The 12,664-nt window shown below is 64.0% G+C and carries 9 protein-coding genes; 4 read left to right on the top strand and 5 right to left on the bottom strand.

What is annotated here, in order from left to right; all coding sequences use genetic code 11:
- Positions 1-2 precede the first annotated feature (2 nt).
- The 4 genes from B5F90_RS05575 to B5F90_RS05560 all read right to left on the bottom strand — a co-directional run bounded on the left by B5F90_RS05575 (position 3) and on the right by B5F90_RS05560 (position 4,839).
- Positions 3-989 (bottom strand): efflux RND transporter periplasmic adaptor subunit, encoded by a 987-nt coding sequence (locus tag B5F90_RS05575; protein WP_087361816.1) that lies wholly within the window; start codon positions 987-989, stop codon positions 3-5.
- Between the two features lie 12 nt (positions 990-1,001).
- Positions 1,002-2,456, bottom strand: a complete 1,455-nt coding sequence (locus B5F90_RS05570) for a TolC family protein (RefSeq protein ID WP_087361815.1) — start codon at positions 2,454-2,456, stop codon at positions 1,002-1,004.
- A 137-nt stretch (positions 2,457-2,593) separates the two neighbouring features.
- Positions 2,594-3,679 (bottom strand): dihydrofolate reductase family protein, encoded by a 1,086-nt coding sequence (locus B5F90_RS05565; protein WP_087361814.1) that lies wholly within the window; start codon positions 3,677-3,679, stop codon positions 2,594-2,596.
- Positions 3,676-4,839: a metallophosphoesterase gene (locus B5F90_RS05560; RefSeq protein ID WP_087361813.1), complete on the bottom strand. Its 1,164-nt coding sequence runs from the start codon at positions 4,837-4,839 to the stop codon at positions 3,676-3,678. Before B5F90_RS05560 ends, B5F90_RS05565 begins: the two co-directional genes overlap by 4 nt.
- A 324-nt stretch (positions 4,840-5,163) precedes the next feature.
- Between B5F90_RS05560 and B5F90_RS05555 the strand changes: the two genes are divergently transcribed.
- From B5F90_RS05555 to B5F90_RS05540, 4 genes are all read left to right on the top strand, one after another.
- Positions 5,164-6,498, top strand: a complete 1,335-nt coding sequence (locus B5F90_RS05555) for a DcaP family trimeric outer membrane transporter (RefSeq protein WP_087361812.1) — start codon at positions 5,164-5,166, stop codon at positions 6,496-6,498.
- Between the two features lie 130 nt (positions 6,499-6,628).
- Positions 6,629-6,937, top strand: coding sequence for a DUF4491 family protein (locus B5F90_RS05550; RefSeq protein WP_087361811.1), 309 nt, complete (start codon positions 6,629-6,631; stop codon positions 6,935-6,937).
- On the top strand, positions 6,934-8,280 hold the full coding sequence (locus B5F90_RS05545; protein WP_143256110.1) for a DcaP family trimeric outer membrane transporter: 1,347 nt from the start codon (positions 6,934-6,936) through the stop codon (positions 8,278-8,280). Before B5F90_RS05550 ends, B5F90_RS05545 begins: the two co-directional genes overlap by 4 nt.
- A gap of 141 nt (positions 8,281-8,421) precedes the next feature.
- Positions 8,422-9,519: a CapA family protein gene (locus B5F90_RS05540; protein WP_204229530.1), complete on the top strand. Its 1,098-nt coding sequence runs from the start codon at positions 8,422-8,424 to the stop codon at positions 9,517-9,519.
- An 82-nt stretch (positions 9,520-9,601) separates the two neighbouring features.
- On the opposite strand, the gene B5F90_RS05535 is transcribed toward B5F90_RS05540, so the two are convergent.
- Positions 9,602-12,547, bottom strand: coding sequence for an outer membrane beta-barrel protein (locus B5F90_RS05535; RefSeq protein ID WP_087361809.1), 2,946 nt, complete (start codon positions 12,545-12,547; stop codon positions 9,602-9,604).
- Between the last annotated feature and the right edge of the window lie 117 nt (positions 12,548-12,664).

Raw genomic sequence — 12,664 nt, 5'->3', positions numbered from 1 at the left:
GACTACTCGATTTTATCCCAGTCGACCAGAACGCTCATGCCGGGACGCAGCCCTGAGGTCTCCCCCTCGGGACGGGCCTCGATGGCGAAGGTGCGGATGTCGAAGCCGCCCTGCGTACGCGTTGCTGCCCAGGTCGCGAAGTCGGCCTGCGGGGCGATGTAGCTCACGCGGAAGGTCAGCGTGCGGTCGAGCGCCGGAACGTAGCCCTGCATGCGCGTCCCCATCCGGATGCGGGGCAGCAGCGTTTCGCGGATGTTGAAGGTGACCCACATGTCGCTCATGTCGAGAATCGCCACCACGGGGTAGCCGCTTCCGACCAGCTCGCCCTGCTCGGCGACAATCGTCGAGACCTCGCCCGCAACGGGCGAATAGACCATCGCGTCGCTGATGTAGGACTCCACCTCGCTCACGGCCCCCTCGGCCTGACGGACGCGGGCCGCCGCAGCCTCCTTCTCCTCCTTGCGGGCACCGTCGGCCGCCATGTCGTACTGCGCCTTGGCGGCCTGTGCCGTCGCCTCCATGGCGTGGAAGTTGGCCGTCGCCTCGTCGAGCTTCTGGGCCGGGAGGACGCCCTGCTCGTAGAGGCCCTTCACCCGCTCGTAGGTCTTGCGGGCCAGTTCCAGCCCGGCCTGAGCCTTCTGCCACATGTTCATCGCGGCCTCAATCTGCTGCACGCGCGCACCGGCAATGGCCGCCTGGTCCATTGCCGAAGCGGCACTGCGGACCGCCTCGGCCTGACGCAGCTTGGCGTCGAGTTCGGGCGTCGAGAGGGTATAGAGCAGCTGTCCGAGGGCCACCGAGTCACCCTCCTCGACCAGCATGTCGACAATCCTTCCCGGGACCTTCGACGAGGCCTTGTAGGTGGTGCACTCGACCGTACCCTGAATCAGCGTGGGGGTCTTGCGGGTGATGTACCAGCTGATGAGCAGCACCGAGGCGATGATGACCACGGCGGCGGCAATGATTCCGATGACGTAATTCTTCTTCATATCGTATGGCTTTTATTTTTCACGGACGAAGAGCACCTGACGGGCATCCGGACGGCGGATGTAGCTCGCGAACTCGTCGCTGACGCCCGCCGCCTCAAGCAGCCGGGCCAGCATCAGGTCGTAGTTGTAGGCAGCCTGCAGCCGCTCGGTGCGCACCTTCGCGAGGTTGAGTTCGGCGTCGATGAGCTCCGACGAGGAGGCCATTCCGGCCAGGAAGGCGGCGTTCTGCACCTTGAGGTACTCCGAGGCGAAGTCCAGCGAGGCGTCGATGGAGGCCATCTGGTTGCGGTAGTTCTCCATCTGGTTGTAGAGCTTCTCGACCAGCACGGCGATATCCTGCCCGGCCTTCTGCTCGAGCGCCCCGACGCGGCGGGCCGTATGGCGCGCGGCGGAGTACTTGTATTCGCGGTTCAGACCGTCGAAGAGCTTGAAGTTGACCCCCACGCCCACGGCCCAGCGCGGCACGAGCCCCGAGACCTGGTAGTTGTAGAACATGGCGCCGCCCATGGCCGCCACCTGCGGCAGGAAGGCCGAACGCTGGAGCTTCACCCCCTCCTCGGCCAGCTTCCGCTTGAGCGACACCTGGTTGAGCAGCGGGCTGTACTTCCGGGCCAGGTCCTGGTAGTAGGCGACCCCCTCCAGTTCGTCGAGGATAAACATCGAGGTCACGGGCTGGCATGCGGTCTCCTCGCCCAGCGTGTTGTTGAGCGCCGAGGCAACCGTCTCGGCCTGCAGCCGCGCATTCTGCAATTCGCGTTCCGCTTCGGTCATCTTGAACTGCACGTAGAGCAGCTCGCTGTGGGCAATCATGCCGCTCTTCTCGAGCGCCTCGGCATCCTCCAGATGGCGCCTTACGCCGTCGACCACCTGCTGCCGCACCTCGACCACCTGCCGCGCCAGCGTCAGACCGAAGTAGCGCTCGACGAGCTCCGAAACCAGCGCGTTGCGCGTCTGGTTGCTCTGCTCGACGGCCGTCTGTTCGTTGATGCGGGCCGCGCGGTTGGCCGTATTGATTTTGCCACCCAGATAGAGCGGGAGGGTCACCTCGCCGCCGATGAATCCCAGGCTGCGGTCCTGCAGCGTCAGCTTCCAGTCGGCACTGAACAGGGGGTTGATGAGTCCGCTGATGGTGGGTATCATCTCGGGCGGCACCACGCCACTGCCGAGGATGGTCTCTGCAGCCCCCTTCAGGGCTCCCTTCTTGTCGTTGAGGTCCAGTCCGATGTCCTTGCCCAGATAGGCATAGGCGCCCGAGAGGTTGATTTGGGGCATGCGCAGACCGATGGCCGCGCGGCGCTCCTGCATGGCGGCCTTCTCCTCGTAGACGGCCGCCTCGAGCGCCGGGTTATTCTGAAGAGCCGCAGCGAGCGCCTCGTCGAACGAAAGCGTCTGCTTGGCCTGCTGCCCGTAGGCCGAAAGGCCCGACAGGAGCAGAGCGGCAGCTAAAATCCGGGGTGCGATTTTCATGACGAAACAACTTTTGCGGCAAATATAAACGTATTTCCGCAAAGTTGTCCGCCAAAGAGGTTATTTAGACCAATATTAGGTATAAAGGGTGCATAAAGAGGCCCGTTTTTCCAACCCTCGGGGACCGGCCGCGACATTCAATGGAAAAGATGGGCATTGACAGCAAGCACCTCGCCGCCAAGCGAAGGGTAGGCGCGCACGTCGACACCCCCTTCGCGCAGATTGAGCGCGCCGCGGCAGCAGACGAAGCGGTCGGGCTCGTAGAGGGCGAAGACCGCCCGCGCAAAGCCCAGCCGCAGCATCATGGCCGAGCAGCTCTCGGGCTCGCTGCTGCGGCGCGAGCAGGGCTCCATCGAAGAGTACATGGCCGCCCCGCGCAGTTCGGCGCCCGCCGCCAGCGCCTTGGCGACAGCCTCCTGCTCGGCGTGGTGCGTCGGCGATGTTTCGTGGGTATAACCCGTGAAGAGTTCGCCCCGCGCGGTGCGGACCACGGCCCCGACCCGGTACGAGGTGGGACTGGGGGGCGACTGGAGGCTCAGCTCGATGGCCCGGCGCAGCAGGCAGAGGTCCTCCTCGCGCGTGTTGGGATGGAACCGCCACGTCCGGATTTCCATCCGGTCGTCCAGCATCGCATCGGTGTGCGGCACGTCGAGATACCCCTCGTCGAAGCAGAGACGGGGCGCGTCGGCCTCCACGCCGAGCCGCATGCTGCGGTTGACAGCCAGCCGCAGCGTGTCAATCAGCCCCGCACGGGCGAAGAGGCGCAGCGTGCGGGGACCGCCCTCGACAAGGAGCCGCTCGATGCCGCGCTTCTCAAGCTCGGTGACGAGCAGCTGCGCCGTGAGCGGCTCCTCCGGGACGACGACCTCGGCCACCCCGGCCAGTTGGGGCAGCGGCCGCGTGGAGAAGACGAACTTGCGGCCGGCGCCCTGCGTGAAGAAGTTCATCGAGGGGTCTAACCGCCCCGAGGCGGTGAAGGTCACCTTGTCGATATCCTCCGGACGGCCCTCGGCGCGGCGCCGGGCGCGCAGCGACTCGTCGCGCACGAGCAGCGACGGGTTGTCGCGGCGCAGGGTCTCGGCGCCGACCAGAATGGCGTCGCAGGCGGCACGGAGGCGCTGCACCTCCATGAAGTCCTCCGGCGTCGAGATGATGAGACGCTCTGGCGAGGCGTCGTCCATATAGCCGTCGGCCGTGACGGCAGCAGATGCGTAGATGTTCATCGCGTGAGGGTGAAGAGGGTGATTTCGGGATAGGCACCCAGACGCATCGGGTACCCGACATAGCCGATGCCGTCGTTGATGTAGAGCGTGCTGCCCGGGCAGTCGTAGCGGCCGCTCCAGCGGTCGTAGAGCCACTGCGCGGGCGAATAGCGGCGGCCGAAGAGGTGCAGCTGGAGCTGCATGCTGTGGACATGGCCCGAGAGGGTCAAATCGCCGCGGCCGAGCGCCGTGATGTTGGGCCAGAGCTGGGGCAGATGGCTCAGCGTGATGTCGAAGAGCGAATCGGGAACGCCGCGGTAGGCATCCGAGAGGTCGAGCGTCGGGAGGTGGAACGAGTGGCGGAACTCCTGCAACTCCCTGTCGAACGAGATGCCCGTCAGGGCGATGCTGTCCCCTCCGCGGACGAGGTAGGCCGTCGTATCCTCGAGCACGTGCCAGCCCATGGAGCGCTGGGCCGCCACCAGACGGCGCAGATTCTCGGCCGCCGGCAGCGAGAGCGTGTCGCGGATGTAGACCCCCACGTCGTGGTTGCCCGTGACGGAGTAGACGCCGCAGGGGGCCTTCAGCCCGGAGAGGATTCTCCGCACGCTGTCGGTCAGCTCCGAGAAGCGGATGTTGACCAAATCGCCGCAGAAGAGCACCACATCGGGCTGCAGGGCGTTGAGTGCCGCCACCAATCGGCGTAGTTCCCGTTCGGGATGCACCATCGACCCCACATGCACGTCGGAGAACTGCGCCACGCGGAAGCCGTCGAACGATGCCGGCAGCCGCTCCGACCGCACCGTCACCCGGTTGACGACCAGCTTGGTGCGTCCGTAGGTGGCGCCCCATACGAGTGCTGCCGCAAGCGCCACGCCCGCAACCGCACCCACGCGGGGCAGCCGGCAGAGGCGGAATACGTAGTAGAGCAGACGCGGCAGCACCAGCAGCAGGTAGAGCCAGAAGCACCACATCGAAAAGGACATCACCGGGGTGGTATTGTCGCTGCTCGTCCAGTTGACGACGGCAATGGCAAAGGGAAGCAGGTCTGAAAGGATGCACCACGCGGCAAAGAGCCGCCGGCGCAGGGCGGAGCCGCTGCGCCGCACACGCCGGAGCCACACGAAGATATCGGCGGCAATCGTGCCGAGCGTCAGCAGAAAGGTTACGGTTATCAGCATACCTATTTATAAAGATTGCAGCCTCCGTCGGGTTCGGAGGACGATACGCTGCAAAGATACGAAAAGGAGCGGGCCGGCACAAATGCGCGGCCCGGTTTTCCGCCCCGCTCCCGATTCCGTTCCGATTATACTCCGATTACGCTCCAACGCCCCCTGCGTCGGCCAGCACCCGGACAGGGGCCATCGCAGCGTCTTTCGGCGGCTTTTGGCATACTCCTTGCTTGATTCCGCGGTAAATGAACGGATTGCACTCCGAAACAGCCATGTTGAACAAGTAAACATCTTTTTTAATCTATTCGGCTTATGAAAAAAACTTTCCAACTTTTGATTGCAACCTTGCTGCTCGCAACCTCTGCGACGGCGCAACGCTACCGCGGCAATGCCCGCAGCGAGAAGTACGCACCGACGGTCTATCTGGTCTCGGCACGCGAGGTGGACACCGTCTACGAGTGCTGCGGCGCGGCGCAGAGGCTCGCGGCCATGAACCAGGCGGCCGTCGACAACGCCATCAACGACTACATGGAGACCCACCGCACCGGATTCCAGCAGGCCGAGAAGCCGCAGTTCGTCTTCACGACGCGCAACAACCGCTTCTCCTTCTCGCTCGGCGGCTCGATTGCCCTACGCGGCAGCTATGACTTCAAGGGTGTGGTCGACAACACCGACTTCGTACCCTACGACATCCCCGTTCCGGGCAACTACGACACCCGCCAGAAAATCTCGATGGACGCCTCCACGTCGCGCCTCTTCATGAAGGCCATCGCCCATTCGGGAGCCCTCGGACGCGTGGTCATCTTCATCGACGCCGACTTCCGCGGCGGCGCGCCGGGCAGCTACACGCCCCGTCTGCGTTCGGCCTACGTTTCGGCGCTGGGCTTCACGCTGGGCCGCGACGTGACGACCTTCTGCGACCTGCAGGCCGCCCCGACGACCATCGACTTTCAGGGTCCCAACGCCTACAACTTCAACTTCGCCACGGTGGCCCGCTACGAGGTTGACTTCGCCCGCGACCACATGCGCTTCGGCGTGGCGTGCGAGCTTCCGAACGTGAGCGGCACCTACAACGACTACTTCGCCCCGATTCCGCAGCGCATGCCCGACTTCCCGATGTACCTGCAGTACGCCTGGGGCGCCGACCGCAGCAGCCACATCCGTGCCACGGGCGTCATCCGCAACCTCTACATGCACAACCTGCGCACGGGCAACAACACCTCGCGTCTGGGCTGGGGCGCCCAGCTGAGCGGTACCATCCGCATGGGCCGTCCGTTCCGCCTCTTCTTCAACGGCGTCTACGGCGAGGGCATCACCCCCTACATACAGGACCTGACCGGCTCGGGCCTCGACTTTGCACCCGACCCCGAGAACCCCGCCAAGATGCAGACAATGCCCATGTGGGGCTGGCAGGCCGCGCTGCAGATTAACCTCTCGAAGCGACTCTTCGTCACGGGCGGCTACTCGACCGTCCACGTCGAGAAGGAGAACGGCTACATCTCGGCCAACGAGTACCGTCAGGGACAGTACATCTTCGGCAACATCTTCTACGCACTGACGCCGCGCTGCCGCATCGCTGCCGAATACCTCCGCGGTTCGCGCGAGAACATGGACGGCATCGAAGGAACGGCCAACCGGATGAACCTGCTGGTACAGTACAACTTCTAAGGTTCCGTCCGACTGCGGAACCGTGCGGCGGAGACTCCTGCGGGAGTTCTCCGCCGCTTTGCTTGTTCGGTTCGGGGTTTTATCGTATCTTTGACACAGCGCGCCCCATACGGTGCGTCCGTTTCAGCCTATGGAATTTCTTTCGCACTACAACCTCACGGGGCTCGTCATCGGCATCGCGACCTTCCTCATCATCGGACTCTTCCATCCGCTGGTCATCAAGGGCGAATACCACTTCGGCACGCGCTGCTGGTGGGTCTTCCTCGTGATGGGCCTCGCCGCCATTGCCGCCTCCATCGCCATCCGCCACATCCTCTGGTCGACGCTGCTGGCCGTCTGGGGCGCCTCCTCGCTCTGGAGCATCGGCGAGCTGTTCGAGCAGCGCAAGCGGGTTGCCCGCGGCTGGTTTCCCGAAAACCCGAAACGCCGACGCTCATGAGACTCCGCATGTGGACCTCGGCACTCTGCTGTGCAGCGGTGCTGACCGGCTACGGAGCTCCTCCGTCGCCGGAGCGGCCCTCCATGGGTGAAATGCCGCATGCGGAGGAGACTTCCGCCGTACGGGATATGCCGCCCGGCCGAACGGATACAACACAGCTACACTGGACAGCTCCGCCGGCCGAGGAGCCCCTTGCCGACTATACGGAGACGCAGCATGCCGGATTCCAGCAGGCCGAAAAGGCCCTCGTGAGCTATACGTCGCCCAACCAACGCTTCACCTTTTCGTTCGGCGGTTCGCTCATCGTGCGCGGCAGCTACGACTTCAAGGGCGTGGTCAACAGTATCGACTTCATTCCCTATGAAATCCCCGTTCCGGGCAACTACGCCACCCGCCAGAAAATCTCGATGGATGCCTCCACGTCGCACATCATCATGAAGGCCGTGGCACGCTCCCCGAAGCTGGGCCCCGTGACGATTACCATCGACGCCGACTTCCGCGGCGGCGCGCCGGGCAGCTACACGCCCCGCATCCGCACGGCCCACGTCTCGGCACTGGGCTTCACGCTGGGACGCGACGTGACGACCTTCTGCGACCTGCAGGCCGCCCCGACGACCATCGACTTCCAGTGCCCCAACGCCTACAACTTCGACTTCGCGACGGTGCTCCGCTACGAGGTCGACTTCGCCCGCAACCACATGCGCTTCGGCCTGGCGTGCGAACTTCCGCGGGTGAGCGGCACCTACAACGACATCTTCGCCCCGATTCCACAGCGCATGCCCGACTTCCCGTTCTACCTGCTCTATGCCTGGGGCCCGGACCGCAGCAGCCACATCCGCGCCACGGGCATCGTCCGCAACCTCTACCTGCACAACCTGCGCACGGGCCGCAACACCTCGCTGCCGGGGTGGGGCGCCCAGCTGAGCGGCACCATCCGCATGGGACGCCCCCTGCGCCTCTTCTTCAACGGCGTCTACGGCCGCGGCATCACCCCCTACATCCTCGACCTGATTGGTTCGGGGCTCGACTTCGCCCCCGCCCCCTCAAATCCCGACCGCATGCGGACCATCCCCATGTGGGGCGGACAGGCAGCCCTGCAGGCCGACCTTTCGAAGCGCCTCGCCGTCACGGGCGGCTACTCGACCGTCCGCGTCGAGCATGAGAACGGCCCCCTCCCGGCCGACCGATACCGGCAGGGGCAGTACATCTTCTGCAACATCTTCTGCACGCTGACGCCGCTCTGCCGCGTTGCCGCCGAATACCTCCACGGCACACGCCGGAACATGGACGGAGCCGCAGGGGCGGCCAACCGGGTAAGCCTGCAGGTCCAATACAACTTCTGACCCTCATCCATGAAACACCCGCTGCATATTTTTCCGACCGCAAGGCCGCGCCTCGCTGCACGGCAACAGACCGGGACGCGCCATACCGAAGCGCCGCACCCGGCCCGGGACAACAGCACCCGGACTGCGACCGACATCCGGATGCATCCCCGCGTGCGGCGCCTTGCGGGGCTCCGCCACTGGACAGCCGCACTCTGCTGCACGGCGGTGCTGGCCGGATGCGCAACGCCGACTCAGAACGGAGCGGAGGCCGACGCGGCGGCATTGTCCGAGGCCCGTCCCGTCCGCGTGCGTCTGCTCTTTGCCGGCGACGTGATGGCCCACACGCCGCAGCTCACCGCCGCCCGCACGGCCGACGGACAATACGACTTCCGTCCCGTCTTCTCCTACCTCAAGCCCCGCTTCGCCGAGGCCGACGCCGTGATTGTCAACCTCGAGACGACGCTCTCTCCCGACCCCCCCTTCTCGGGCTATCCCTGCTTCCGCACGCCGGCCTCGATGGCCGATGCGCTGCGCGACGCGGGGGTCGACATGGCCGTGCTGGCCAACAACCACTGCTGCGACGCCGGTGAAAGGGGCATCCGCCGTACGGCCCGCGAGCTGGAGCGCTGCGGCATCCGCCATACGGGGGTCTTCGCCGACAGCATCGACTTCGTGGCGCGCAACCCGCTCCTCTTCGAGCGGCGCGGCATCCGCTTCGCCCTGCTCAACTACACCTATTCGACCAACGGGAATCCCGTTCCCAAGGGGGTTATCGTCAACCGCATCGACTCGGTCCTCATGGTGCGCGACCTCGAACGCGTGCGCCGCGACTCGGTCGACTGCACGATTGTCTGCATCCACTGGGGCGTGGAGTACGAACGGCGCGAGAACGGCTCGCAGCGCCACCTGGCCGACCTGCTGCGCCGCCACGGCGCCAACATCATCATCGGGAGCCACCCCCACGTGGTGCAGCCCTTCCGGGCCGATTCGCTCCACGCCGTCTTCTACTCGCTGGGCAACTTCGTCTCGAACCAGCGCTGGCGCTACTCCGACGGCGGGCTGATGGCCGAGGTGACGGCAACGCGCCGCCCCTCGGGCCGCATGAGCTACACGGCAAGGCCCGTTCCCGTCTGGGTGCTGCACCCCGGCTACCGGATTGTGCCGCCCGAGGTGGGCGACACGCTCCCGATGGCACCCGCCGTCCGGGCGCAATACGAGCGGTTCATGGAGGACACGCGCCGCACGCTCGGCGAGTAACCGCCCCACGGACAACAAACGACGGGCGGGAAAGGTTCACAAACCTTTCCCGCCCGTTCTTTTCAGGTGCGCGCCCCGGCCGTCAATGGAATCCCGGCGGGGAAGGGGGCATCATGCCCGGACCGCGGCGGCGCGGCTGCTCGACACCCTCGTAATCCTGGATGTTGCGCGAGCCCTTCTTGCCGAAGCGACGCAGGTTGTAGGTGAACTGCACCATGAAGTAGCGCCCGATGACGCTGTTGGTGGCGTTCTGCGTCCAGCCCGAGCCCACCGTACGGACGAAGGCCTTGTTCTGGTTGAAGATGTCGTTCACACCGAAGCTTATCTCGCCGCGCTGGTTGCGGAAGACCTTCTTGCCGATGTAGGCGTTGCAGAGCAGGAACGAGTCGTTGTAGTCGTTCGTGAAACCGAGGTACTGCGTATAGGAGACCGCTGCCGTGAAGGTGAAGCCGAGCGGCAGGACAAACTTCATGTTGCCCATGGCCGAGTGGTTGAAGTAGCGGTTCTTCGAGCCCCCCTCAACCAGCGAGTTGGTCGCCTCGGAATAGGTTCCGTTCCAACCGAGCGTGAAGTCGACGTTCTCCGAAATGTTGCTGCCCAGCACGGCGTTGAAGTCGTAGCCTATGGTGCTCGTATCGTTGCGCGAACCGCCCGTAATCGAGCCGTCGTTCTGCACCACGCCGCCCAGCATGCTCGGCGTGAGCGTATAGGTCAGACCCGCCATCACGTTGAAGTTGCTCTTCAGGAAACCGATGGGGAAGCCGTAGCTCAGGTGGGTGCGCAGGTTCCAGTAGCCGTCCATGTTGACCGGACGCGAGTAGTAGTTGGGCGTATAGCTCTGGCCGTTGAGGGTGATGGTACCCGGCGAGGCGACCATGTGCGTGGCGTTGTAGTCCTGCGTGGCGTTCATCATGAACATCCACATGAAGGTGCGCCCCTTCGTCACGTTCGAATTGACGTAGTGAAGCCGGATGCGGTGGTTGTACGACGGATTGAGGTCGGGGTTACCGTTGGTGATGTTCTGCGCATCCGTCACGTCGGGCACGTTCTGCAGCGAGGTAATCCGGGGGTTGTCCGTATAGGAGGAGATGAACATGCGCAGCGAGTTCTCGCGGTTGAAGTTGAACTGACCCATCAGGAAGTAGGTCACGTTGTCGTACCCGTGGCTGATTTTGTCGCTCTGCCCGTGAATCACCTGTCCGTCGAGCATCGAACGCTGGTAGTAGACGTTGGCCACCAGCGTGTTGCGCTCCTTGGCCAGACGGAAGCCCGGGCCGACGGCATGGGTCTGGTAACCGCTCTCGTAGGAGTTCGAAAGGTCGCTGTCAAACTCGAGTTCTCCCGGCGTATAGCCCGCATAGGAGCGTTTGTCGCGCTCCTGGAAGTCGTACTTGAAGCGGTACTGGAGGCTCAGCTGCGAAATTTTGGAGATGGGCTCCGTATAGGTGAAGTTCGCACGCAGGCGGTAGCTGCTCGAAGGGGCTTCGTCGCGCAGATAGCGCAGACGCATGTAGTCGTCGGGATTCCACTCCCCGGTTTCGGGGTCCACCTCGGGACGGATGTCGCTGGTGGGCAGCACGTTCGAATAGGAGTCCGCATCGTCCGTACGGCTCGAATAGTTGGCGCTGCCGTCGAGCGTAATCGTACGGCCCGCCTTGCCCAGTTTGGCCCGGTAGACGGCCGACAGGCGGGCATTGTAGCCCTGACGCGTCGCATCCTCGAGGTTGTTCGTATAGCTGTATCCGCTGCCGCCGTCGGCCGGAGCACCGTACTGCCAGCCGCGCGTCCAGCTGTAGGGGTCATTGGCCTGGTAGCTGAAGCCCGGACGAATCATCAGGTTCTGGTTCTCCGAGATTTTCCACTCGATGCGGGCGTTGAAGCGGTGGTTGTTGCCCAGCGTGTTGGAGTAGCCGCGCGTCGCGAGGGTATCGAGCGGCATGGGAGCCTCGTACCACTTGTCGGTCGTCGCATGGTTGATGGTGCGGGTGTTGTTGAAGAAGTAGCTGCCCTGGAACGAGACCTGGTCGCGCTTGCCCCACGTGTCGGAGTAGTTCACGCCGATGGCATTAACCCGCGCGACACCCGGTTGAGGGCGCACCATGTACTGGCCCACGCCCCGACGGGGACCGCCGCCGCCCGTCGAACCCGAGACGCCGAGGATATCCTCGAACGAGAAGTTCTGCTGGTTGACGTTGTTGAACAGGCCGATGACGGAGACACGGCTGTCGCCGCTGAAGATGTTGGCGTTGCCGCCGATGATGTACTTGTGCGAGGTGCCGGTCTGGGCGTCGGGTTCATATCCATAGCCGCCGTAGAACTTGCCGAACTGGCCCTGACGCATGTTCTCGTGCGTCACGATGTTGATGGCCTTGTAGCCCTCGCCGTCGTCCATGCCCGAGAATTCGGCCGCATCGCTCAGCTTGTCGAAGACCTCGATGCTCTTCACGGCCTCGGCCGGCAGCGACTTGATGGCCGTCGTGACATCCTCGCCGAAAAACTCCTTGCCGTCGACGAAGATTTTCTGCACCTCCTCGCCCTGGGCCTCGACCGCGCCGTCGGTAATCGTGATCCCGGGCATCTTCTTGAGCAGACCCTCGACGTCGGCATCGGTCGCGACCTTGAAGGCGCTGGCGTTGTAGCTCAGCGTATCGCCCCGTTGCGAGGTCCGGAGCGCCTTCGCCTCCTTGACCACCGTGGCAATCTGCACACCGGCCTTCAGCGCGATTTCGCCCAGACTCTGGCGCGCCGACGAGACGGTGAACGTACGCGTTTCGTTATTATAACCCAGGAAGGAGACTTCGACACTGTACTCCCCGTAGGAGAGTCCCGGAATGGTCACCGCACCCTTGTAGCCCGATGTAAAAAAGCTCTTCGTATCGGGAGACTTCGTCGGAGAGACCTGCAGCACGGCGCCCGGGATGGTTTCACCCGTCTCGGCATCGACAATCGTCGCCGTGACGCTTCCCTTCTGGGCAAAGGCCGCAACCGCAAGGAGGCTCGACAGTAAGGTCAGTATGATTCTTTTCATGTTTGTGTGTAGAGGTTCGAGTATTTCTATTTTGCGTCGTTTGCACGTATCGCATGCGAAATTAACGCTTTTATTTCGGATTTCCCATCCCGCGGGGGTGAAACGACAAAAAAGAGG

It is taken from the genome of Alistipes sp. An31A (assembly GCF_002159425.1).
GTDB classification, from domain to species: Bacteria; Bacteroidota; Bacteroidia; order Bacteroidales; family Rikenellaceae; genus Alistipes; species Alistipes excrementigallinarum.
The sequence above is the reverse complement of the archived record's forward strand: the minus strand, read 5'-3'. Positions and strand labels throughout refer to the sequence as shown.

What these genes read in the sequence shown, in the direction of transcription:
- B5F90_RS05575 (WP_087361816.1), bottom strand. Translation starts at nt 989, where the DNA reads ATGAAGAAGAATTACGTCATCGGAATCATTGCCGCCGCCGTGGTCATC.
- B5F90_RS05570 (WP_087361815.1), bottom strand. Translation starts at nt 2,456, where the DNA reads ATGAAAATCGCACCCCGGATTTTAGCTGCCGCTCTGCTCCTGTCGGGC.
- B5F90_RS05565 (WP_087361814.1), bottom strand. Translation starts at nt 3,679, where the DNA reads ATGAACATCTACGCATCTGCTGCCGTCACGGCCGACGGCTATATGGAC.
- B5F90_RS05560 (WP_087361813.1), bottom strand. Translation starts at nt 4,839, where the DNA reads ATGCTGATAACCGTAACCTTTCTGCTGACGCTCGGCACGATTGCCGCC.
- B5F90_RS05550 (WP_087361811.1), top strand. Translation starts at nt 6,629, where the DNA reads ATGGAATTTCTTTCGCACTACAACCTCACGGGGCTCGTCATCGGCATC.
- B5F90_RS05545 (WP_143256110.1), top strand. Translation starts at nt 6,934, where the DNA reads ATGAGACTCCGCATGTGGACCTCGGCACTCTGCTGTGCAGCGGTGCTG.
- B5F90_RS05540 (WP_204229530.1), top strand. Translation starts at nt 8,422, where the DNA reads ATGCATCCCCGCGTGCGGCGCCTTGCGGGGCTCCGCCACTGGACAGCC.
- B5F90_RS05535 (WP_087361809.1), bottom strand. Translation starts at nt 12,547, where the DNA reads ATGAAAAGAATCATACTGACCTTACTGTCGAGCCTCCTTGCGGTTGCG.